General features: G+C 73.1%; 17 protein-coding genes. 11 read left to right on the top strand and 6 right to left on the bottom strand.

Annotated elements, in window-relative coordinates; all coding sequences use genetic code 11:
• Positions 1 to 5: 5 nt before the first annotated feature.
• From DFQ13_RS03390 to DFQ13_RS03375, 4 genes are read left to right on the top strand one after another with little or no spacing between them, the layout of a single operon-like run.
• Positions 6 to 1,469 (top strand): rhamnulokinase, encoded by a 1,464-nt coding sequence (locus tag DFQ13_RS03390; RefSeq protein ID WP_181399830.1) that lies wholly within the window; start codon positions 6 to 8, stop codon positions 1,467 to 1,469.
• Positions 1,466 to 2,203 (top strand): (Fe-S)-binding protein, encoded by a 738-nt coding sequence (locus DFQ13_RS03385; protein WP_110078836.1) that lies wholly within the window; start codon positions 1,466 to 1,468, stop codon positions 2,201 to 2,203. The genes DFQ13_RS03390 and DFQ13_RS03385 overlap by 4 nt, the downstream gene beginning before the upstream one ends.
• Before the next feature lie 17 nt (positions 2,204 to 2,220).
• A complete protein-coding gene (locus DFQ13_RS03380) occupies positions 2,221 to 3,654 on the top strand; it encodes a lactate utilization protein B (RefSeq protein ID WP_110078835.1) in 1,434 nt (477 codons plus the stop codon).
• Entirely contained in the window at positions 3,651 to 4,241 is a 591-nt protein-coding gene (locus tag DFQ13_RS03375; RefSeq protein ID WP_110078738.1) for a LutC/YkgG family protein, read from the top strand. Before DFQ13_RS03380 ends, DFQ13_RS03375 begins: the two co-directional genes overlap by 4 nt.
• A 4-nt stretch (positions 4,242 to 4,245) precedes the next feature.
• On the opposite strand, the gene DFQ13_RS03370 is transcribed toward DFQ13_RS03375, so the two are convergent.
• The gene (locus tag DFQ13_RS03370; protein ID WP_110078834.1) at positions 4,246 to 4,623 is read right to left on the bottom strand and encodes a VOC family protein; all 378 of its coding nucleotides are present in this window, start codon (positions 4,621 to 4,623) and stop codon (positions 4,246 to 4,248) included.
• Positions 4,624 to 4,766: 143 nt separating this feature from the next.
• Between DFQ13_RS03370 and DFQ13_RS03365 the strand changes: the two genes are divergently transcribed.
• The 3 genes from DFQ13_RS03365 (at position 4,767) to DFQ13_RS03355 (ending at position 9,817) form a co-directional block, all read left to right on the top strand.
• On the top strand, positions 4,767 to 5,690 hold the full coding sequence (locus DFQ13_RS03365) for an NAD-dependent epimerase/dehydratase family protein (RefSeq protein WP_110078737.1): 924 nt from the start codon (positions 4,767 to 4,769) through the stop codon (positions 5,688 to 5,690).
• Between the two features lie 81 nt (positions 5,691 to 5,771).
• Positions 5,772 to 8,381: a glycosyltransferase gene (locus tag DFQ13_RS03360; RefSeq protein WP_233438241.1), complete on the top strand. Its 2,610-nt coding sequence runs from the start codon at positions 5,772 to 5,774 to the stop codon at positions 8,379 to 8,381.
• Positions 8,381 to 9,817 carry a radical SAM protein gene (locus tag DFQ13_RS03355; protein WP_110078736.1) on the top strand — a complete coding sequence of 479 codons (1,437 nt, stop codon included), beginning with the start codon at positions 8,381 to 8,383 and terminating at the stop codon, positions 9,815 to 9,817. Before DFQ13_RS03360 ends, DFQ13_RS03355 begins: the two co-directional genes overlap by 1 nt.
• A 98-nt stretch (positions 9,818 to 9,915) precedes the next feature.
• On the opposite strand, the gene DFQ13_RS03350 is transcribed toward DFQ13_RS03355, so the two are convergent.
• Both DFQ13_RS03350 and DFQ13_RS03345 read right to left on the bottom strand, forming a co-directional pair.
• Entirely contained in the window at positions 9,916 to 10,836 is a 921-nt protein-coding gene (locus tag DFQ13_RS03350) for an esterase/lipase family protein (RefSeq protein ID WP_110078735.1), read from the bottom strand.
• Positions 10,837 to 11,036: 200 nt separating this feature from the next.
• A complete protein-coding gene (locus tag DFQ13_RS03345; protein ID WP_035290346.1) occupies positions 11,037 to 11,606 on the bottom strand; it encodes a TetR/AcrR family transcriptional regulator in 570 nt (189 codons plus the stop codon).
• A 104-nt stretch (positions 11,607 to 11,710) separates the two neighbouring features.
• Here DFQ13_RS03345 and DFQ13_RS03340 point away from each other — a divergent pair, with 104 nt between their 5' ends.
• Positions 11,711 to 13,288, top strand: a complete 1,578-nt coding sequence (locus tag DFQ13_RS03340) for a GMC oxidoreductase (protein WP_110078832.1) — start codon at positions 11,711 to 11,713, stop codon at positions 13,286 to 13,288.
• Between the two features lie 49 nt (positions 13,289 to 13,337).
• Here DFQ13_RS03340 and DFQ13_RS03335 read toward each other — a convergent pair whose 3' ends face one another.
• Complete coding sequence (locus tag DFQ13_RS03335) at positions 13,338 to 14,603, bottom strand: serine/threonine-protein kinase (RefSeq protein ID WP_181399816.1); 1,266 nt, start codon at positions 14,601 to 14,603, stop codon at positions 13,338 to 13,340.
• A 217-nt stretch (positions 14,604 to 14,820) separates the two neighbouring features.
• Entirely contained in the window at positions 14,821 to 15,750 is a 930-nt protein-coding gene (locus DFQ13_RS03330) for a cutinase family protein (protein WP_181399815.1), read from the bottom strand.
• A gap of 439 nt (positions 15,751 to 16,189) precedes the next feature.
• Here DFQ13_RS03330 and DFQ13_RS33565 point away from each other — a divergent pair, with 439 nt between their 5' ends.
• Positions 16,190 to 16,648: an ATP-binding protein gene (locus tag DFQ13_RS33565; RefSeq protein WP_181399814.1), complete on the top strand. Its 459-nt coding sequence runs from the start codon at positions 16,190 to 16,192 to the stop codon at positions 16,646 to 16,648.
• 45 nt (positions 16,649 to 16,693) lie between these two features.
• On the opposite strand, the gene DFQ13_RS03320 is transcribed toward DFQ13_RS33565, so the two are convergent.
• Positions 16,694 to 22,174, bottom strand: coding sequence for an ATP-binding protein (locus DFQ13_RS03320; RefSeq protein WP_110078731.1), 5,481 nt, complete (start codon positions 22,172 to 22,174; stop codon positions 16,694 to 16,696).
• Between the two features lie 330 nt (positions 22,175 to 22,504).
• Here DFQ13_RS03320 and DFQ13_RS03315 point away from each other — a divergent pair, with 330 nt between their 5' ends.
• Positions 22,505 to 22,825, top strand: a complete 321-nt coding sequence (locus DFQ13_RS03315) for a hypothetical protein (RefSeq protein ID WP_233427925.1) — start codon at positions 22,505 to 22,507, stop codon at positions 22,823 to 22,825.
• Between the two features lie 133 nt (positions 22,826 to 22,958).
• On the top strand, positions 22,959 to 23,399 hold the full coding sequence (locus tag DFQ13_RS35480; RefSeq protein WP_146241069.1) for a hypothetical protein: 441 nt from the start codon (positions 22,959 to 22,961) through the stop codon (positions 23,397 to 23,399).
• Positions 23,400 to 23,403: the final 4 nt, after the last annotated feature.

Here is a 23,403-nt window from a genome sequence, read left to right as displayed (position 1 = left end):
GCGGCATCCGCGTGGCGGCGGTCGACCTCGGGGCGAGCAGCGGCCGGGTCGTGGTGGGGTCGGTCGGGCCGGGCAGCCTGTCCACCGAGGAGGTCCACCGCTTCCCCAACGAGCCGGTGCGCCTCGGTCCGACCCTGCACTGGGACGTCCTGGACCTGTACCGGGAAACGCTCGCCGGGCTGCGGGCCGCGCTGGCGCCCGGGCCGCTCGACGGGATCGGCATCGACTCGTGGGCGGTCGACTACGGGCTGCTCGACGCGTCCGGGGCGCTGCTGGGCAATCCCGTGCACTACCGCGACAGCCGCACCGACGGCGTCCCCGCCCGGGTGCACGAGCTGGTTCCACCCCGGGAGCTGTACTCGGTCACCGGGTTGCAGCAGTTGCCCTTCAACACCCTCTACCAGCTCGCCGCCGAGGTGGGTGGTGCCCGGCTGGGCGCGGCGGAGACGCTGCTGCTCATCCCGGACCTGCTCGCCTACTGGCTCACCGGCCGCGTCGGCGCCGAGCGCACCAACGCCTCCACCACCCAGCTCTACGCCGCCGCGACCGGGGAATGGGCCGCCGACCTGGCCGAACGGGTGGGCGTGCCGAGCAGGTTGCTGCCGCCGCTGCGCTCGGCCGGGGACCTGATCGGCCGCACGACCCCCGAGGTCAGTGCCGAACTGGGCGCGGAGGTGCCGGTGGTCGCGGTCGGCTCGCACGACACCGCCTCCGCCGTGCTCGGCGTCCCCGCCGCACAGGGCACCCGCTTCGCCTACATCTCCTCCGGCACCTGGTCGCTGGTCGGGGTGGAGCTGGACGCGCCGGTCACCACCGAGGCGGCCCAGGCCGCCGGGTTCGGCAACGAGGGCGGGGTGGACGGCACGATCCGGCTGCTGCGCAACGTCATGGGCCTGTGGGTGCTGTCGGAGTGCCTGCGCGGCTGGCGCACGACCACCCTGGCCGAGGCGCTGGCCGCCGCGGCCGAGGCGCCCGCGTTCGGGCCGGTGGTCGACATCGACGCACCGGAATTCCTCCCGCCCGGCGACATGCCCGCCCGGATCGAGCGGGCCTGCCTGGCCAGTGGACAGGCCCCGCCGCGCACCACCGGCGAGGTGGTCCGGTGCGTCCTGGAGAGCCTGGCCATGGCCTACCGGCGGGCGGTGCGCGAGCTGGGCGAGCTGACCGGCCACCCGGTCGAGGTCATCCACCTGGTGGGCGGGGGTGTGCGCAACGAACTCCTGTGCGACCTGACCGCCGCCGCGTGCGGGGTCCCGGTGCTGGCCGGGCCGGTCGAGGCCGCCGCCCTGGGCAACGTGGTGGTGCAGGCCAGGGCGCTGGGCGCCGACCTGCCGGACCGGTGGGCGATGCGCGCGCTGATCGCCGACACGCACGCCCCCCGCCCGCACCGACCGGGCGCCGACGCGGCGCGGTGGGATGCTGTGGAGGCCCGATTGGTCTCGGCCGGACTGTGGGAGCCGCGCGGATGAAGGTCGCCCTGATGGTCACCTGCGTCAACGACGCGCTGTTCCCGGACACCGGCAAGGCGGTGGTGCGGCTGCTGGAACGGCTCGGCGTCGAGGTTGACTTCCCGGCGGCGCAGACCTGCTGCGCGCAGCCCATGGTGAACACCGGGTACCTGGACGAGGCCGTGCCCGCCGTCCGCGCGTTCGTCGACGCCTTCTCCGGCTACGACGCCGTCGTGACCCCGTCCGGGTCGTGCGCCGGGTCAGTGCGCCACCAGCACGCGATCGTCGGCCGCCGCAGCGGTGACCCCGGCCTGGCCGCCGCGATCGCCGAGACCTCGCCGCGCACCCACGAACTCAGCGAGTTCCTGATCGACGTCCTCGGGGTCGAGGACGTGGGCGCGTACTTCCCGCACACCGTGGCCTACCACCCCACCTGCCACTCGCTGCGCCTGCTCGGCGTCGGCGACCGGCCGCTGCGGCTGCTGCGGGCGGTGCGCGGCCTGCGGCTGCTCGACCTGCCCGCCGCCGACCAGTGCTGCGGCTTCGGCGGCACCTTCGCGGTGAAGAACGCCGACACCTCGGTCGCCATGGGCGCGGACAAGGCCCGCCACGTCCGCGCCACCGGCGCCGAGGTGCTGGTGGCGGGGGACAACTCGTGCCTGATGCACATCGGCGGGGTGCTGTCGCGGCAGCGGGCGGGCACCAGGGTGGCGCACCTGGCGGAGGTCCTGGCGAGCACGGAGGACCAGCGGTGAGCGGCACGTTCCTGGGGATGCCCCCGTTCCCCACCGCGGCGCGCGCCGCGCTGGCCGACAGCCAGCTCCGGCACAACCTCGCCCACGCCACCGGCACCATCCGCGGCAAGCGCGCGGGTGTGGTGGCCGAGGTCGACGACTGGGAGCAGCTTCGGCTGGCGGGCGCGGCGATCAAGGACAACGCGCTGCGCTCGCTGGACGAGACGCTGCTGCGGCTGGAGGAGTCGTTGCAGGGCAACGGGGTCACCGTGCACTGGGCGCGGGACGCCGCCGAAGCCTGCTCGATCGTCGCCTCGATCGCCCGTGGGCACGGGGTGGACGAGGTGGTCAAGGTGAAGTCCATGGCCACCCAGGAGATCGGCCTGAACGAGGCGCTGGCCGAGCACGGCATCGCCGCCTGGGAGACCGACCTGGCCGAGCTGATCGTCCAACTCGGCGACGACCTGCCCAGCCACATCCTGGTGCCCGCCATCCACCGCAACCGCGCGGAAATCCGCGAGCTGTTCCGCGACAAGATGGGCTCGGTCGGGATGCCCGCGCCCGAGGGCCTGTCCGACGAACCGGCGGAACTGGCCGCGGCGGCGCGGCGGCACCTGCGGGAGAAGTTCCTGCGGGCGAAGGTCGCGGTGTCCGGGGCGAACTTCGCCGTGGCGGACTCCGGGACGCTGGTGGTGGTCGAGTCCGAGGGCAACGGGCGGATGTGCCTGACGCTGCCGGAGGTGCTGATCAGCGTGGTCGGCATCGAGAAGGTCGTGCCCACCTGGTCCGACCTCGACGTGTTCTTCCAGTTGCTCCCCCGCTCCAGCACCGGGGAGCGGATGAACCCGTACACCTCCACCTGGAGCGGGGTCACCCCCGGGGACGGGCCGCAGGAGATGCACGTGGTGCTGCTGGACAACGGGCGGACCAGGGTGCTGGCCGACGAGGTGGGGCGGCAGGCGCTGCGCTGCATCCGCTGCTCGGCGTGCCTGAACGTGTGCCCGGTCTACGAGCGCACCGGCGGCCACGCCTACGGGTCGGTCTACCCGGGGCCGATCGGGGCCATCCTGAACCCGCTGATGAAGGGGGTCGGCGAGGACGCGCAGACCGACTCGCTGCCGTACGCGTCGACGCTGTGCGGTGCCTGCTTCGAGGTCTGCCCCGTGCGCATCGACATCCCGGAGGTGCTGGTCCACCTGCGTTCCCGGGTGGTCGACGCGCACCGGTCGGGTCCACCGTCGGCGGAGGTCCTGGCCATGCGCACTGCGGGCTGGCTCTTCGGCGACGCCCGCCGCCTCGCCGCCGCCGAGGGCGCGAGCGGGCTGGCCTCCCGGCTGGGGCGGCGGGTGCTGCCGGGCGGGCGGCGGGCGTTGGGGTGGCTGCCGTGGCCGGGGTCGCTGTGGACGGGCGCCCGGGACCTGCCCGCCCCACCGCGCCGCTCGTTCCGCAACTGGTGGAAGGACCGCCGATGAGCGCCCGTGAGGAAATCCTGGCCGCCGTCCGCAGCGCCCTGGCGGGCGCCGACCGCGCGGACACCCCGGTGCCGCGCGCCTACCGGGACGCCCCGCCGCCCGCCGACGTCGTCGGCCTGTTCGTCGAGCGCGCCGCCGACTACCGGGCGCACGTGGTCCGGTGCGCGGAAGCGGACGTCCCCGCCGCCGTCGCCTCGGCACTGGGCGGCCTCACCCGCGTCCTGGTGCCGCCCGGTTTCCCCTACCCCCTGCCCATACCCGTGGACGCGGGCGAGAGCACCGCCGAACTGGACCGGGTCGATGCCGTGGTCACCACCGCCGCCTTGGCGATCGCCACCACCGGCACTCTCGTCCTCGACCACACCGCGGGCCAGGGCCGCCGAGCCCTGACCCTGCTGCCCGACACCCACCTGTGCCTGGTTCGCGCCGACCGGGTGGTCCCCGACGTCCCCGCCGCCATCGCCGCGCTGGACCCGCGCCGCCCGCAGACCTGGATCAGCGGGCCCAGCGCCACCAGCGACATCGAACTCAACCGGGTCGAGGGCGTCCACGGCCCGCGCAACCTGCACATCCTGGTCGTGGGGTGAGCCGTCAGGCCTGGTCGAGCCGTTGGCGCAGCAGGCAGAACTCGTTGCCCTCCGGGTCGGCGAGCACGTGCCAGCTCGCCGAGTCGGCCTGACCCACGTCGGTCGGGCGGGCGCCCAGCTCCAGCAGCCGGGTCAGCTCCCGCTCCTGGTCGCCGTCGGTGGGGTTGACGTCGAAGTGCAGGCGCAGCTTGCCGGGGGTGGGCTCGGCGACGGGGATGAACAGCAGGGTGGGCTGCGGGCCGCCGAAGCCGGACGCCGGGCCGATCTCGATCGCGCCGTCCTCGCGCGACAGCTCGACGAAGCCCAGCACGTCCGACCAGAAGCGGGCCAGCCGCCCGGGGTCGCGGGCGTCGACGACGATCTCGCTGATGCGGCAGCTCACGGGCATCCCCCAGTCCCCCGGCGGCCCGGTGGCCGCCGTTGTCGTGGACCGGTCTACCAAAGTGCGGAGCCGGGCGCTCGGCAATACTCACCATCGGGCACCCGCGCGACGACCGCGGGGGCGCGGTGCGATCATCGTCCCCCATGAGGGTTCTCGTGGTCGGCGCAAGTGGCCTGCTGGGTCGGCAGATCGTGACCCGGCTGCACGCGGCCGGGCACACCGCGGTCGCGGTCGCGCGCACAGCACGGGACGGGATCGACCACGCGGTGGACGCCACCACGGCCGAGGTGCAGACCTGGCTGCCGCTGTTGACCGGCTGCGACGGCGTCGTGTTCGCCGCCGGTGCCGACGACCGCGAGGTGCCCGCGCGGCCCGCGTACTCGGCGTTCCACGCGGGCAACGTCGTCCCGGTCGTCACCCTGCTCACCGCCGCGCGGCAGGCGGGCGTGACCCGCGCGGTCGTGCTCGGCTCGTACTTCACGCACTTCAACCGGGAGCACCCGGAGTGGGACCTCGCCGGTGCCCACCCCTACATCCGCAGCCGGGTCGCGCAGGCGGCGGAGGGGCGGACGGCGGCCGGGCCGGGCCTGCCGGTGGCGGTCGTGGAGGTGCCGTTCGTGTTCGGCCGCGCGGGTGAGCGGTTCCCGGCGTGGGCGGAGGGCTTGGTCGGCTGGGTCGGCTCGAAGTCCCCGCTGCTGGCCCCGACCGGCGGCACGGCGGTGACCACCGCGGAGACCGTCGCGGACATCGCGGTCGACGCCCTGGAAGCGGCCTCCGGTGCGGACCTCCCGGCGGCAGACGGGAACCTGACCTGGGCGGAGATGATCGGCGGGCTCGCCGCCGCGGCGGGCAGTCCCCGCCCGGTCAAGGTGCTCCCGGCCGCGGCGTTCCGGTTGGCCCTGCGCCTGACCGCCCTGCGCTACCGGTTCTCCCGGAAGGAACCGGGCCTGCACCCGACCCGGCTGGCCGACCTGCTCCTGCGGCACCTGCACCTCACCGCCACCGGCACGCGCCCGATCGACCCCGCGATGGTCGAGACGGTCGAGGCGGTCCGGGAGAAGCGCTGACACCCCGCTGACCCCGGCTCCCCGTGATCCGGCCCGAGTGGCGGGTGGTGCGCCCACCCGGCGAACCCGATACTGGGAGGCGTGACATCGGCGCCGACGCTGTGGGGTGTGTCCTTCGACGGGGCCGCCATCTCCGGGGTCGTGGTCGAGTTCGTCAAGGTCGCCCGCGAGTTCGCCCGCCGGGGCCACCGGGTCCGGCTGGACCTGGGCTACGACATCAAGGCCGACAAGCACCGGTTCTTCCGCCCCTACGACGGCGAAGCCGACCTGCTGCCTGACTGGGTCACCCTCGACCGGGTGGCCGACCTGCACACCGTGCCCGGCTATGACCAGGAGTTCGTCGCCCGCGTGCTGAGCGAGGTCGTGGCGGCGGGGGACGAGGCGCTGCTGCCCCGGGTGCGGCGGGTCGCCGAGGCGGTCGCCGACCGGATCGTGGCGACCTGGGAGGAGTGCGGGGTCACGCTGGTCGTGGTGGAGAACGGGACCCTGCCGGAGAACATCACCTACACCACCGCGCTCTACCTGGCGATCGAGCGGTACGGCGCACGGCACCGGTTGGGCCGCTTCGTGTTCTGGCGCGACCACGACCTGATGTGGCAGAGCGAACCGGGAACCGGCAAGTACGGCGCGTTCCCGCACCCGACCACCCCCCGCCCCCGCGACAGCCAGCACATCCACTACTTCGCCCTGCACGAGCACGCGCTGCGCCGCACCAGGGAATGGGTCCCCGGGCTGGGCAACATCAGCGTGCTGCCCAACACCTTCACCCACGCGCCCGCCCGCGTGGACGGGCGCAACGCCCGGTTCCGCGCCGACTTCGGCATCCCGGCGGGCGCGGCGCTGCTGGCCAGGTTCACCCGGATCATCCCGCAGAAGCGGGTCGACCGGGACCTGCACCTGCTCGCCGGGCTGCTCGCCCGGGGTGTGGACGCGGTGCTGTTCGTGGCCGGTGACCCCACCGAATCCGCACCCGAGCAGGCCCGCCTGGTCGCCCTGGCCGAGGAACTGGAGGTGCGCGAGCGGGTCGTGTTCGGCGGCAGGCTCGCGCCCTACGACTCCCCCGGTGATCGGTACAGCGTGCGGGACCTGCTCGCGCACGCTGACCTGGCGCTGTTCCTGACCTCCTACGACTACGAGAGCTACGGCAACCCGGTTGGTGAGGCGATCGCCTCCGGCACGCCGTACGCCGCGAGCCGCTACGAGCTGTACGACGCCGTCTACGGCAGGCTCGGGTTCCGGGCGCCGCTGCTCGACGTCACCGCGCACGACCTGCCCACCGGGGAGTTCGTGGCCGAGGTGGCGGAGCTGATCACCGATCGGGAGAGGTGGAACGCGGTCATGACCCACAACCACCGGCTGGGTGCCGGGCACTTCGGCCAGGACCGGGTGGGCGAGGCGGTCGCGCGGCTGTTCCCGGCGCCCATGGGCGCGCGCACCCGGCTGAGCGTGGTGCTGCCGGTGTTCAACGAGGCCGCGCACCTGGAGCGGGTGCTAGTCGGGCTGCGCGACCAGCGCGGCCCGGGCGGTCCGCTGGACCGGGAGCTGTTCGAGGTCGTGGTGGTGGACAACAACTCCACCGACGACACCGCCGCGATCACCCGCCGGTTCGCCGAGGCGCACCCGGACCTCGCGGTGCACCTGATCACCGAGGCGGAGCAGGGCGTGTCGTGCGCGCGGCGGGCGGGCATGGACTTCGCGGTGCACCGCAGCCGGGCGCGGCCGTTCGCCGACCCGGACGAGCGGTGCTACCTGGTGTCGGCGGACGCGGACTGCGTGGTGGACCCGGACTGGCTGTGGGAGCTGTTCTCGGCCATGGAGTCCAGCAAGGCCGCCATCGGGGTGTGCGACTACTACTACACCGCCGAGCACTTCGCGGGCAGGCCGCGGCTGTGGGACGCGATCCAGCGCACGCTGCGCTGCCGGGTGGTGGCCTGGTCGGTGTTCGGCGGGTTCCCCGACGGCAAGGGCTTCGCCGTGGAGCGGGAGGCGTACGCGGCGGTCGGCGGGATCGAGGTCTTCTACCAGGTGCAGGACGGGCGGTTCGTCAACCACCTCTCCGACGACTGGGACTTCGGCATCAAGGTGCGCAGCAGCGGCCACGACATCGCCTACGCCCCGAGGTCCCGGGTGGAGATCAACCCGCGGCGGGTGAACCACGCGCTGGAGGAGGTGATCACCGGTCGCGCCTACGGCAACGACGGCATCATCGTCATGCGCGACATCCGGGTGGCGGACCCGGCGCCCGCCCGCGACAGCGACCTCACCCCGGCCGAGGCGCGGCAGGCCTGGGAGTTCTCGATCAAGGACTTCACCCCGAAGAACGTCGTGCTGCCGGTGCTGCTCACCCCGGCTCTGCTGGAGGAGCAGCGGGTCGTGGACTTCTTCGGGGCGGACCTGGCCGCCCGGCTGCGCGACCGGATCGCGGAGATCCGCGACGAGATGCGGGTGGTCGACTTCACCCCCATCCACACCTACAAGACCCCGTCCTACCGGCTCTACCTGGAGTTCCGCGAGGAGCTGTTCGCGGTGCTGCGGCGCACGGTCGGCGAGGACATCGGCGCCCCGCCGCCGCTGCCGGACTGCTTGCGCGAGGTGCCCGAGGAGCGGTTCGCCGAGTTCGTGCGCTACTACTGCGAGGACCGCGAATCCGGCGAGGCGCACAACCACTTCGGCAACGGGGGCGTGTTCTGATGTCGACCGCCCGCGAGTCGCTGCACCGGCTGGACCCGGCGTACCCGAGGCCCGCCGTGCTGGACGCGCTGGCCGACCCGGTGAACGCGCACCTGCTGGAGTACCTGGAGGAGGACCCGTTCGGCGCGCACGTGTTCCCCGGCAACGTGCCCGGTCACCCGCCGGAGGCGTTCCTGGCCGACCTCGACGCCCAACTCGCCGACACCGCCCCGATCCACCTGTGGTCCTACATCCCGACCTGCGCCTACCGGTGCCGCTTCTGCCAGTACCCGGTGGTGCTGGTCAAGGGGGCACCGGAGGTGATGGACACCAAGGCGGCGCAGTGGGTGGACTGGAACATCCAGGAGGCCCGGCTGTGGCTCGACGCGGTGCCCAACCTGCGCCGCGCACCGGTCGGCGAGTTCAACGTCTTCGGCGGCACCCCGTCGATGCTGCCCGCCCACGCCATCCGCAGGCTGCTGGACTTCTACCGGGAGAACTTCGGCTTCACCGCCGAGACCACGATCCGCTTCGAGGGCGACCCGAGCACGTTCACCCCGCAGAAGCTGGAACTGCTGCGCGAACTGGGCTGCACCAAGATCTCCAGCGGCGTGCAGTCCTTCGACGACACGGTGCTGCGGGAGTGCGGCCGGGAGCACTCGTCGGCGATGTGCGTGGACTTCGTGCGCAACGCCCGCGCGCTCGGCTTCGAGTGGGCGAGCATCGACCTGATGTACGGGCTGCTCGACCAGACCGTGGACAGCGTCCGCCGCGACCTGGACGTGGTGCTGGAGCACGGGGTGGACGCGGTGGTGTGCACCAAGCTGCACCTGATGTCCTACGCGGACACCCGCACCGGCGTCACCGGCGAGAAGCCCGCCGCCTGGCAGTTCCCGGACTACCGCCGCAGGCTCGGCGAGACCGGCCACCACTGGCCCTCCCTCGGGGAGCAGTACCAGATGCGCGAACTGCTCACCGAGGGCCTGACCGCCGCCGGGTACACCGAGCACCCGACGATGTACTTCGCCCGGTCCGGGCTGCCACCGGAGAAGTGGAAGGCCATCATGGTCGACCAGGACAAGCAGGAGGCCGAGGTGGCCATCGGGCTCGGCGGCAGCTCTTCCTGCCGGGCCTCCGAGGCGATCACCGACACCAACCGCGACCGCTACGCCCAGGCCGTGCGCGAGGGCCGCATCCCCCTGGGCTCGGCCACCCGGTTCACCCCGGAGGCCCAAGCGGCCCGAGCGGTGAAGATGGCGCTGACCACGCTGCGACCGCTGCGCGAAGACCTGCACCGGGCCCGGTTCGGCCGGTCGCTGTTCGCCGAACCGTGGGCGTCGGCGTTCGACCGGCTGGCGGGGCGGGACCTGGCCCGGGTGGACCGGGCGCGCGGACTGGTCGAGCTGACCGGCACCGGCCGCACCCTGGTGGAGGCACTGATCAACGCGGAGCTGTGAGCACAGCGGAATGCGTGGTGCCGACCACCCTCATGGTCGGCACCGCGCATTCCGGTACCGCGTGCGCCCCGTGCGACCGGTCCCGCACGGGGAGTCGATCAGAGGAGCGGCAGGGCGGGCAGGCAGGGGGGTGCGGGTGCGGTCGGGTCGAGGGCGCGGCGGACGATGCCGATGGCCCGGGGCGAGTAGGTCATGGTCAGGTGGTCGGACAGGTCCAGCAGGCAGCCGTCCTGCAGGGTCACGTTGTTCACCCGGGCACCGGGACCGGCGCTGAGGAACGTGGACCGGTACGGCGTGGTGATCTCGTCGAACCGGGTGGCGATGACCGTGTAGGACACGCCGGGCACGGTGTCGCCCCCGGCGTTGAGGTCGAGCAGGAACTCCGAACCGACGACCTGCTGGGCGGCGGCCTTGCCGATCGCGGGCGGGGTGAACCCCAGCAGCCCCAGGGTGTCCACCAGGGTGGCGATGCCGTCGAGCGTCGTGCCGTGGTGGGTGGCGCCCAGGGTCACCAGGTTGCGCACGGCGGACGCGCCGCCGTCCTTGAGGTACCGCCGGGGCATCAGCCCGCCCTGCGAGTGCCCGACGATGTCGACCTGGGGTGCCCCGGTCGCCTCGCGCACCCGGTCGACGAAGGCCCCGAGTTCGCGCGCGGAGCGGCGGATGTCGCCGGTCGCCTTGATCGACGGCGGCACCGAGGCCAGGCTGTCGTCGGTGTCGCCGTAGTTCAGCGCGAAGACGCAGAACCCGTCGGCGGCCAGTGCCGGTGACATGGCGGCGAAGTCGTTGTACCGGTTCTCGTAGGTGCCGTGCACGAGGACGACCGGCCGGGGGTGCCGGGCGTCGGGGCGGCACGCCCAGTCGTTGGCCCCGGGCGGGGTCGCCTCGGGGGCGAGCTTGGTGTAGGTGAAGGAAACGACGAAGCTGGGGATGGCCGGGTCCGCGGACGCCGGGACCGCGGCCGCGAGGACGGCCGCGCAGGCGGCTGTTGCGGCGAGCGCGGTGCGCAATGGGGTCATGCGAGTGCCTTTCCGGCAGGTTCTTTCATGTTGGTGCTGGTTCCGCGCACGGCCGGGCGGGCGTTCCGGACGGACTGGGCGGAAGCCCATTAGGACAGACGTGACCGTGACCGGCAACACGAAGACCTTGGCGGGTGCGAAGTGCGCGCGGGCGGTCAAGAGCCGGGCGGGGATTTGGTACGCGGCGCAGGTCGGGGTGCTCAGGCGCCCGGTCGCACGAACAACCCGTCGACGATCACGTTGATCAGGCGCTGGGTGGACTCGTCGCCGTGGACGCAGGCGAAGTCGGCCAGCAGGGCGGCCTCGACCATCTCGAAGACCAGCACCAGGTCGTTCAGCTCGATGTCGGGGCGCAGGTCGCCCTGCTCCCTGGCGCGTTCGAAGGCGGGCTTGAGCACCGAGATGAGCGCCTCGGCGTACTGCTGCTGGTAGCGGTTCGGCAGGTTGCGGAACAGGTTGACCAGGGAGCGGCGCTCGACCTGCACCGAGAGCACCATGAGCAGCAACTCCCGGAACGAGCAGACCTCCCCCGTCGCATCGACGCGGCTGAGCCAGGCCAGCCGCTCGGTCGCCACGGCCAGGCCGAGGGACCGCCGGTCGGGGAAGTGGCGGTAGACGGTGGCCCGGCCCAGGCCCGCGCGGCGGGCGATCTCGTCGAGCGGGACGACCTCGGAGCCCTCGGCGTAGGCCTCGTCGGCGACGCGGAGGATGGCCTCGCGGTTGCGGCGGGCGTCAGCGCGACCAGACGTCGATGACCTCGCGGGGCGCACGCCGGACGATGTTACCGGTAAGTAGTGAGACCGGCAATCGGTTCCTTCTCTCGGTTGCCCTCCCTACCGTTGCCCCTGCCACCGCCGTCCCCCGAGGAGTGCTGATGCCCGCTGTCACCCGACGTTCCGTCCTCCTGGGAGCCGCCGCGGCGGCGGGGTTGTCGGCGGTCGGGGTGGCGACCGGGATCGCCGCTCCCCGCCGGGTGCCGGTGACGCGCGAGGAGCACCGGGTCGTGGTGGTCGGGTCGGGCTTCGGCGGGGGCGTGACCGCGCTGCGGCTGGCCCAGGCCGGGGTGCCGGTGCTGGTGCTCGAACGCGGCCTGCGCTGGCCCACCGGCCCCGACGCGGAGACGTTCCCGCACCCGACCTCGCCGGACAAGCGGATCTTCTGGCTCGGCTCCGCGCCGACGATCCCGGGCATCCCGAACGTGCCGTTCGAGCGGTACACCGGCCTGCTGGAGCGGGTCGCGGGCAACGGCATGGACATCATGTGCGCCTCGGGCGTGGGCGGTGGTTCCCTGGTCTACCAGGGCATGACGCTGCAACCCGAAGCCGACGTGTTCAACGCGACCTTCCCCCAGGAACTCGACTACGCCCGGATGGACGGCGTGTACTACCCGCGCGTCGCCGCCATGCTGCGGCCGCGGGTCGCACCGGACGACGTGGTCAACAGCAAGACCTACGCCGCGTCCCGGATCTTCGCGCGCAACGCCGAGCGCGCGGGCTACGCCGTGGAGAAGATCCCGATGCCGATCGACTGGGACTTCGCGCGGCGCGAACTCAACGGCGAGATGAAGCCGTCCTACACCAACGGCGACTGCGCCCTCGGGGTCAACAACGGCGGCAAGCACTCGGTCGACGTCACCTACGTCGCCGCCGCCGAGGCCACCGGGCGCTGCATCGTGGCCACCCAGCACAACGTCACCGACGTGGTGCTGGCACCGGACGGCCGCTGGCAGGTGCACACCGACCGGATCGGCACCGGCGGCGAGGTGCTGGAGAAGAAGATCATCACCACCCGGGCGCTGGTGATGGCCGCCGGGACCGCCAACACCACCCGGCTGCTGATGCGCGCCGCGGCCAAGGGCGACATCCCGGACATGCCCGACGACCTGGGCACCAACTGGGGCTCCAACGGCGACCGGATCTACACCTGGACGAACTTCGCCGACGACTTCGGCACCCCCCAGGGCGGGCCGGTCATCTACGGCACCAAGGAGTGGGGCGACCCGGCCACGGCCAACACCGTCATCCAGGCCTCCCTGCCCCCGACGCCGAACCTGCGCACCACCATGCTCGTCGGCTACGGCGTCAGCCAGGGCCGGGGCCGCTTCGTCTACGACTCCGCGAAGGACGACGCGGTCCTGCAGTGGCCCAAGGACGCCGACAAGGCGCTCAGCGAGCGCATCCACACCCGCATCTCCCGCATCGCGGGCACCTTCGGCGTCCTGCTCGACACGACCGCGGTCGCCCCCTCCACCTGGCACCCGCTGGGCGGCGCCTCGATGGGGTCGGTGTGCGACCTGGCGGGGCGGGTGCTCGGCCAGCGCGGCCTCTATGTGCTCGACGGCGCCCTGATGCCGGGGACCGCCGCCGCGTGCAACCCGTCCATGACCATCGCCGCGGTGGCCGAACGGGCACTCGACGAGCTGATCAGCGAGGACGTGGACACCGTCTTCTGAGGCAGGGTCTGCTGAGAGCAGGCGCCCACCCGCCCGGGGAAGGGGGAGCCTACTTCTCCTTCTTCCCCTTGGCGGGCTTCTTCGCCGCCTGCTCCGCGGGCCCCCCACCGCTGTTGGCGGAGGAGTTCTTCCCCGGCCCGCTGTTGTCCGCCGCGACGTCGGCGGGCTTGCCCGCCCCACCGGGGGCGACGGGGGCGACCTGCTCGACCGGGTGGTCCGCCACCTGGCGGGGTTGTTCGTCCCGGCCGGTGATGACGTTGCTCGCCACCCCCACGGCCGGTGGGACCACGGCCACGGGGGACGAACTCGCCGGGGGCTCCGGCGGGGAGGAGACCGATTCCGGGGGTGTGCTGCCCGCGGTCAGGACCAACGTGGTGCCGACCGCGCTGAGCAGGGCCATACCCGCCGTGACCAGGTACTTCCGCGGCACCTGCCGCCGGGGCATGGGTACCGGCAGGACAGCGGTCTCCACCGGGGCGGCGCTCTCCACCGGGATGGCGGGGACCGGCTCCTCGCCGGGACCGCGCAGCACCGCCGCGCACTCGGCGGCGGTGGGCCTGCGACGGGAGGTCAGGGCGGTCATCAGCGACAGCAGCCGCACCAGGTCGGCGGGCAGGTCGTCGGGGATCTCCGGGGACCGGTACAGGCGGGCCACCGCCGCCTCGACCTCGGTGCCCACGTACTCGCGGCGCCCGGTCAGGCACTCCAGCAGCACCAGGCCAAGGGCGTAGACGTCGGCGGCCGAGCCCACCTCGGAGCCGCGCACCTGCTCCGGGGCCAGGAAGGCCGCGGTGCCGACCATCTGGTCGCTGTGGGTCAACCGGGTGCCCCCGGTGAGCAGGGCCAAGCCGAAGTCGGTCAGGTGCGGCTCACCCGCGGTGTCGACGAGGATGTTCGAGGGCTTGACGTCGCGGTGGACGATGCCGTGCTCGTGCACGTGGGCGAGCACGTCGGCCAGCACCGCGCCGATCCGGCGGACCTCGGCGACGGACAGCGGCCCCCGCTTGACCAGCTCCCGCAGGGTGCACCCCTCGACCAGGCTGAGCACGACGAACGGGGTGCCGCCCTCGGTGCCCGCGTCGTAGGCGGCGACCAGGTTCGGGTGCGACAGGCCCGCCAGCGTCCGGATCTCGTTGGCGAAGCGGCGGGGGTCGCTGATCTCGGCGGTGCCGGTGAGGACCTTGACCGCCACCGGCCGGTCGAGCCTGGTGTCGAGGGCCCGGTACACCTCGGCCGTCGAGCCCACACCCAGCGGCTCCAGCAGTCGGTAACGCCCGGCCACCAACAGGTCAGCACGATCGGCGGACGAGGTCACGGCCTGTCCCCTTTCTGACTCGTAAAGTGTCCCAATACCCCACCAGCCCAACGCGCAAACCTGCCCGTCGTGACGAAATTCCGCTCGCACCTTGGCACGGGCCACCAACTCCGCACCAGTTGGGCGGGCTCGGCGAGGTTATGGGAACGACGTAGGGCGGTTGGTGGCGCGGCTGCGAGCCGCACCACCAACCGCCCTACGTCGCCCGGGACCGCTGTCAGGCCGCGGCGATGAGCTGGTACCAGGGGTCGGACTGGAGCTGGGCGAGCACCGAGGCGGGGAGCACCGACTCCACCGAGTCGCGGGCGGTGACCACCGCCTGCCGCGGGCTGACACCGCCGAGGAGCTGCTGGATCTGCCACGGCGTGCCCACCGGGATCGGCAGCGGCGCGCCGTAGCCGATCCTCGGGGCCTGCGGGTGCAGGGTGAGGCCCGCGCCGGTGTCCACGGCCGGGTTCAGGACGTAGGCGTGGTCGCCCGCGGCGTAGCCGTAGAGCCCGTTGGCGAACGCCAGCAGGTTGGTGATCATGTTCGTGGAGTTGCAGATGCCGTCGTTCTCGTTGCACACGTCGCGCACCGGGATGTCGCCGAAGTCCCGGCCGCCGCGCATGGTGACCCCGGGCAGGAAGGTCGGCAGGTTGGTCTCGATGCCGCCCGCGACCCCGCCGCGACCGCCGTCGCCGAAGGACCGCCGCGGGTTGCCGTACAGGGTGCCGGACAGCTTGTCGTGCGGGATGACGGTGCTGTTGGCGTACATCTCCAGCACCTCACCCGCGACGACCGCGCCCTCGGAGTACCCGGCCAACCGAAGCTGGGTGTCCGGGCACGCGGCGTGGTACCGCCGAACCGCGGCGTCGAGCTCGGCGGCGCCGTTGGCCACCGACTCGTCCAGGGCCTGCGCGTCGACCACGGGGAACACGCCCGCGTAGTAGGGCACCTCCACGATCTCGTAGCCCGCGGGCGGGTTCTGGTTGAACGCCGACGCCCGCCACGAGCTGAGCGTCTCGCCCGAGTTGTAGCCGTCGGTCTCGAAGACGGCCACGGTCGCGCACGCGGCGACCCGCACATCGGCGGACGCCTGCGGTACGGCGACCAGCGCGACGGCCGACAGCACGGCGAACGAGGCCGCCCCCAGCTTTCGCTTCATCGTCACTCCCTGAACTCCGACCACCGGCAGCGCGGGATCGGAAGAATCGACTGTGGACGAGCCCGGGGCGACATCTCCCCTCCCCGGACCACACCGCAGAACCCTGCCACACCGAAATCGGATTCGGTCCCCAATGGCATGTTCATGCAGCTCAACCCCGTGATCAGCACTTATTCCGACCACCGGGCACCCCATTCGGACACCATTGTCACCATTGCGCCGAGAATCGAGGGACGTGGTCGATCCGGACACCGCGGCGGAGGTTGCGCGTTTCCGCGCCACCGGTGCCAGGTGCACCCCGCCCCGGGCGGGCGAACTCGACGGTTGGGCACGGCGCTGTGGGGTATGCAGCCAAGATGAACTCGTCACCGCCCGCGCAGGCGCCCACCGGGGAGCCCGCGCCGTCCGACCCAGTCCCGCTGTGAACCCGCGTCGGGAGGTGGCACGGGGTCGCGCGCCCATCGGCGCGGTGGACCCGGCGCAGGCGGCCGGTGACGCCACCGGTGCGCACCGCCTCGTGCTGGCCGTTCCGGCGATCAGCACCGAACTCGCCGTGATCCGGCGGACGCTGGGGGCCTGGCTGGGCGCGCAGGTCGTCCCGGCCGGACTGGTGACCGACGTCCTGCTGGTCGTCGACGAGGCGGTGGCCAACAGCGTCGAGCACGGCTACCGGGACCTGCCCCCGGGCAGCGTCACCGTCACCGCCCACCTCGCCGCCCCGACCGCCGCACTGGTCATCACCGTCTCCGACCACGGGCGGTGGCGCGAACCCACCCCCGAGGCCACCCTGCACCGGGGGCGCGGGGTCGGCATCATGCGCGCGCTGGCCGCCACCGTGGACATCCGCGTCGGCGCGGGCACCACCGTGGCCATGCGGTTCGCCATCCGCACGGAGTGACACCCGGCCGCCGCCCGTTCGGGCGGCGGCCGGTTCCGCGTGGTGTCAGTGCTTCATGCCGTGTTCGATGGCCTCGATGATGCGGGGCCGCAGTTCGGCGGCGCTGATGATGGCGTCCACCGAGCCGACCTCGACCGCGCGCTGGATGCTGTGCACCCGGTCGAACTCCGCCGCCACCTCACCCAGCTTCTCCGCCCGCACCGCGGACCGCACCTCGGCGAGTTCGAGGGTGAGCGCCGCCCGCTCCGCGCCGCCCGCGGCGGTGACCCTGGCCTGCAGGTCGGTCACCCTCGGGTCGGTGGCGGTGCGGTTGTTCACCTCGCCGGAGAACACCACGGCCGCGGCCGGGGCGCCGCCGAGGACCGAGGCGAAGGAGCCCTCCAGCGCCAGGACGGTCATGTTCGGGTTGAGCGCCTTGGAGAACACCACGAACGCGCCGCCGTGGTAGCGGGAGATGACGCAGAAGACGATCGGGCCGTCGAAGTTGACGATGGCCCGGCCGATCTCGGCGCCGTACTCCAGTTGCAGCTTGCGCATCGACTCCGGGGAACCGTCGAACCCGGACAGGTTCGCCAGCACCACCAGCGGCCGGTTGCCCGACGCCGCGTTGATCGCCCGCGCGGTCTTCTTCGACGACCTGGGGAACAGCGTGCCCGCGGTGTAGGTGTCCGGGCCGTCGGTGGGCGGGAAGCCGCGGCGCGGGATCGAGCGGGATTCGATGCCGACCAGGCAGACCGGCCAGCCGCCGATGTGCACGTCCTGCACCGCGGAGGTGCCCGCGTCGGCCATGCCAGCCCAGCGCTCCAGCACCGGGTGGTCCTGGTCGGACAGGGCGCGCATCACCGTGCGGATGTCGAACGGCTTCTTGCGGTCGGGGTTGTGCGCCGCGGAGAAGATCTCGCCGACGGTGGTGAAGTCGCTGCCGACGACCGCGTGTGGGAACGAGGACACGTCGCGGGTGACCGGGTCGCTGGTCTCCGCCCGGCGCGGCGCCGCCTCACCGGGGACCACGTAGGTGTGGTCGTAGTGCGCCATCAGCACCTCGCGGGCGGCGGGCAGGTTCGGCGCCCAGTACTGCGCCTGGCCGTTGGGGCCCATCACCCGGTCGTAGCCGCCGATGCCGAAGTTGTCCTCGGCCGACACGCCACCGGAGAAGTCCAGCGACTGCTTGCCGGTGAGCACCATGGCCGAGTCCGGCGTCATGACCAGCACGCCCTTGGTGTGCATGAGCATCGTCGCCTCGGCGTTCCAGTACGGCTGGGCGCCGACGGCGATGCCCGCGACCACGATGTTGATCTCACCGCCGCCCTGGGTGAAGGTGACGATCCGCTTGAGCGCCGCCGCGATCCAGTCCATGTTCTCGGTGCCCGACGACATGGAGATGCGCGCGCCCGCCGACAGCGCGAACCACTCCAGCGGCACCCGCATCCGCTCGGCCAGGTCGAGCGCGGCGATCACCCGCGAGCACTCCGGCTCCGACAGCGCGCCCAGCGCCCTGGTCGGGTCGCCGAGCAGCACCACCCGCGTCACACCCTCGGGGTGGCGCGCGGTCGGGGTGGTCACCACGCCCGCCACGATCGCCGCGGTGTTCTTCCCCGCGGGCCGGTCGACCGGCACCAGGGCACCGCTGTCGTCGAGGTCGTGCTCGGTGAAGCCGCCGTCGGGCCCGGAGAGCAGGCCGGTCAGCTCGTAGGGGTAGGTGTTGCCGCGCTGGGCCGCGCGCAGCACCTTCAACCGGTAGTCGTCCAGCGGCCGCACCAGCTCGTCGGTGGTGTCGCCGACGTGCAGCCGGTAGCCGCCGGAGGCGTTGAGGGTGATCCGCGCGGCGATCTCGGCGGAGCGGCCCGCCTCGGTGCGGGTGCGGACGACGAACTGCACCTCCTCCAGCCCGGCGCCCACCGTGATCGGCAGGATGCGCTGGACCACCGTGTCGATCTCCTCGGCGGTCAGCCGGGTCTGCGGCCAGATGTAGATCATGATCCGGTTGGTGTCGTACCGCTTGTTCTGCGCGCGGCGGGCCCGCGCGGTGCGGATCGCGTCGAGGCAGCCGGTGAACACGTCCTCCACCGCGGGCAGCGACACCAGCCTGCCGTCGGTCTCGCGCAGCGGCGCCATGTCGCGGACCTGGCCGAGGGCGAACAGCCGCTCGTCGGCCGGGTTGCTGCGGGCCACGCCCTGGTAGAGGTAGATCTCCTCGTCGGAGGAGGGCAGCCGGGTCAGGTCGAACTCGCTGAGCCGCTGCAACTGCAGGCGGCGGGCGATCTGCGGGTGCAGGCCGCGGATGAGCCGGTCCTCGGTGAAGCCGCCCGCGCCGTCGGGCCGGAAGCTGAAGTGGTGGTGCATCACCGCGCCGCTGGCCCCGGCGACGGTGGTGGTGATCCGGCGGACGCCCTCGGTGAGGTGTTCGACGAGCAGCTCGCGCAGCCGCACCGCCATGCCCTCCTCGTCGGGCTGCGACTCCCAGGTCAGGTAGAGGTCGGCGACCACCCCGCCACCGCCCGCCCGCGCCCCGAAGGCGCGCAGCGCGGCCAGCGCCTCGGCCGCGCCGGTGATGTCCACGGCGGTGGTGACCAGGCGGGTCACCCCGCTCTCCCGGGTGTGCGCGGCGCTGAGCAGCTTGCAGCCGCCCTCCTCGTGCACGGTGACCTCGGAGAGGTTGCGGTTGCCGTAGTAGCGGCGGGTCAGCACCTCCAGCAGCGGGGCGTGGTCGTGACCGGGGCGGCCGATGCGCTGGCCGAGGATGCGGACCAGCGGCTGCGGGCCAGCCACCATCTTCTGGATGCGCTCGGCGCGGTCCGGGGCGTCGGGGTTGCGGTCGAGGTGGCGAAGCTGGTCGCGCACCGCGGCGTAGACCGTCGCCCGGTTGCGGCGCAGCAGCGGCTGGGCGAACCAGCGGAACACCACGCCGCGGGCCAGGTCCGACACCGCCGGGGACCGCACCTGGGTGGCTTCGACGACGTGCTCCAGGGCGAGGCCCGCGCGCTCGCTCAGCGACTCCAGCGGCGGCGACCCGGCCAGCCACTGGCGCAGCAGCTCCGAGACGACCGTGACGTCGGTGGTCATCCGCTGCAACGCCAGGAAGATGCGGAAGACCGCCTCCTCCAGCTCGGGCGTGCGGTCGAGGTCGACGACGCCGTAGTGCTCCAGCACCCGCTTGAGCTTGGCCTGGAAGCCCTCGGTCAGGCCCGCCCGCTCCACGTCGAGGCTCTGCAGGTAGGTGTGGAAGTGCTCGCGCGGGCTGTGCACCGGGTTGCCCGGTTCCAGTTCGACCTCGCCGCCGTGCTTGTTGCGGCTCAGCTCGGACAGGTCGGCGAACACGGTCAGCAGGTCGACCTCGCCCGGCAGCGGCCTGCCGCCGAGTTCGGCCCGCGCGGCCAGGTAGCCCGACAGCACGCGCTCGCGGTCGTGCGGGTCCACGTCGAAGCCCAGCAGCAGGCCGCGCAGGTCGTGCAGGCCCCGCTCGGCCCGCTCCGCCGCGGACAGCGCCGCGGGCTCGGCGGGCAGGTCGATCTCGACGACCTCGCCCGCGGCCTCCGCCTCGGCACCCTCGTCGGCGAGGGGTTCCAGGCGCATCAGCGGGGCGCCGGTCTCCACCTGGCTGCCCACCGACACCGGGCACTCGCGGACCCTGGCGCGGAACGGCGCGCGCAGCACCGTCTCCATCTTCATGCTCTCCAGCACCAGGATCGGCGCCCCGGAGTCGACCTCGTCGCCGACGGCCAGCGGCGTGGCCACGACCAGCGCGGGCGCGGGCGAGCGGACGACACCACCCTCGTCGCGGCTGATCCGGTGGGTGACGCCGTCGACCTCGACCAGGTGGATCGGGCCGTGCGTGGCCGACACCACCCGGAAGCGGTGGCCGTTGACCACGATCTGGCCGCTGTGCGCGTCGAACCGCCGCACCTCGACGTCCGCCGGGTGCGCGTCCCCGCCGCCGGACACCCCGACGCGGAAGCGCTGCTGACCGGCCCGGGACACGCTGACCCGGTAGGCGGCCCCGCGCAGCTTGAGGTCCAGCGGTCGGCCGCTCTCGTGCTGCACCTGCGGGCGCCCGCCGAACGCGGTGGACAGCAGCCGCCTGCGGCTGACCTCCTCCTCGTCCTGGTAGGCCTCGATCGCGGCGACGGCCAGGGCGATCGCGGAGTGCCGGTGGTTGACCAGGCGGCCCTCGGCGCGCACCCGGTCGATCCAGCCGGTGTCGGCGCCGGCGTCGATCACCTCGGGCTGGTCGAGCAGGTCGAGCACGAAGCTCTTGTTGGTGGCACCGCCCTCGATGATCACCGTGGTCTCGGCCATCGCGCGGCGCAGCCTGCCCAGCGCCTGCTCGCGGTCGGTGCCGTAGGCGATGATCTTGGCGATCATCGAGTCGAAGTCGGCCGGGATGGTGTCGCGCTCGCTGACCCCGGTGTCGACGCGGATGCCGGGGCCCACGGGCAGCACCAAGCGCGCGATGCGGCCGGGGGCGGGGGCGAAGTCGCGGTCGGGGTCCTCGGCGTTGAGCCGGGCCTCCACGGCGTGCCCGGACTCGACCGGCTGCGGGCCCTCCAGCCTGCCGCCCGCCGCCACGTGCAGTTGCAGGCGGACCAGGTCGGTGCCGGTGGTGATCTCGGTGATCGGGTGCTCGACCTGGAGCCGGGTGTTGACCTCCAGGAAGGCGAACAGCTTGTCGCCGGGGTGGTACAGGAACTCCACGGTGCAGGCGCCGCGGTAGCCCACCGCCACCGCCAGCCGCTCGGCCGACGCCTTCAGCTCGGCGGTCTGCTCCGGGGACAGCACCGGGGAGGCGGACTCCTCGATGACCTTCTGGTTGCGCCGCTGCACCGAGCAGTCGCGCACGCCCAGCGCCCACGCGGTGCCCTGCCCGTCCGCGATGACCTGCACCTCGACGTGCCGGGCGCCGGTGACCAGGCGCTCCAGGAACACGACACCGGAGCCGAAGGCGCGCAGCGCCTCCTGGCTGGTGCGCTCGTAGGCCTCGGCCAGGTCCTCCCCCGAGGCGACCATGCGGATGCCGCGCCCGCCGCCGCCCGCGGTGGCCTTGAGCATCAGCGGGTAACCGATCTCCTCGCCCGCGCGCAGCGCGTCCTCGAGGGTGGCGACCTCGCCGCGGCTCCACGGCGCCACCGGGACGCCGACCTCCTCGGCGATCAGCTTGGCGCCGATCTTGTCGCCGAGCTTGCGCATGGCCTCCGGGCTCGGGCCGACGAAGGTGACCCCGATCCGCTCGCACAGCTCCGCGAACGCCGGGTCCTCCGCGACGAACCCCCAGCCCACCCAGGCGGCGTCGGCGCCGGTGTCCACCAGCGCCCGCTCCAGCACGGCGAGGTCCAGGTAGGGCCGGGCCGAGGCGGGGCCCAGCGGGTGGGCGACGTCGGCCTCCCGCACGAACGTGGCCCCCCGGTCCGCGTCGGTGTAGAGGGCGACCGTCTCGATCCGCGTCCCGGTTTCGGCCGAAAGGTCCCGGACCGCGTGGATGAGCCGCATCGCGGCCTCTCCACGGTTGACAATGGCGACACGACTGAACACCGGCTGAGCCTCCCAAGTACCCACACGCAGAAGGTGACGTCCGGGTCTCGGATCGTCGCCTGCACCTGGGTCCATACCCTGTCCGATTACCGGCCGGTACACCAATGTCCGCATCGCGCAGGACGAGGCCGCTGAGTTGTGGGAACCCTACAACAAGAGGCCCCTACATACCCCATATCGCTTGCGTTTCGCACCAGGTCTGACACAAACCTGCTAGAACCGCACGGTGCCGTCGACCGGCGGGGGCAGGGGTGTGTTCAGCGGCCCGTCAGCGGGCGATCAGGCGGTGGCCGGGTCGGGCTATGGTCGGGTGAGCGCACGGTCGAACGGATGGAGCAGGCGATGGGCACGGCCGGGAACGACGAGGAGAACGTGGTGGACGCCGAGGTGGTGGAGGAGAAGTCCCCCGCCCCGGCCTTGGTCGAGCCGGTGCTGCCGCCGTCGGACTACTCCGCGGACGGGGTGCCCAGCTTCGACTACGTCCGCGACCGGATCGAGAACCGCGTGCACACCGCCACCGGCTCGGTCGACCTCGCGGGCCTGGGCGGCACCGGCCCGGACGTGGAGTCCCTGGACAAGAAGCTGGCCGAGCGGGACGAGGCGGGCCGGGCCAAGCTGGCCGAGATCCGCCGCTCGATGGGCCTCGACTGACCACCCGGGGCACCCGCCGAGGTGTTCCCGCCCGGATTCTGCCCCGACCGGGGCAACCACCCGACGACCGCACCGCGTGGGTTACCGGTGAGAGCACCGCACGAGGCGGTGCTCCCGGAGACCTGGAGCACGTGTGCGAGTTCGAATGATGATCGTCGGCGGGGTCCTGGCGACCGGCGCGGCGGTGGCGGGCGTCCCCATCCTGGCGTCGGCCGTGACCGGACCGGCCCAGCCCCAGCCCGGGGTGGAGACCTCCCCGCCCGCGGTGTCCCCCCAGCCGTCGCCGGGCCTGTCCCCCCAGCCCAGCCCGGTCCCCCAGCCCAGCCCGGCCCCGCTGCCTACCCCGGGCGGGCCGGAACTCTCGCCCCTGCCCTCCCCGCACCCCGCGCCCGGGCAGCCCAGCGTGACCCCCCGGCCCGTGCCCGAGCAGCCGGACGTGACCCCGCGGCCCGCTCCCGGTGCGCCGGTCGTGAGCCCCCTGCCCGGCCGCCCGGCGCCCGCACCGGCCGTCACCCCGTCCCCCGCGCCGGGACGGCCCGCCCCCAGCCCCGCCCCGATGACCACCGCGGGCTGACCTC

The organism is Actinokineospora spheciospongiae, assembly GCF_003182415.1.
GTDB classification, from domain to species: domain Bacteria; phylum Actinomycetota; class Actinomycetes; order Mycobacteriales; family Pseudonocardiaceae; genus Actinokineospora; species Actinokineospora spheciospongiae.
The sequence above is the reverse complement of the archived record's forward strand: the minus strand, read 5'-3'. Positions and strand labels throughout refer to the sequence as shown.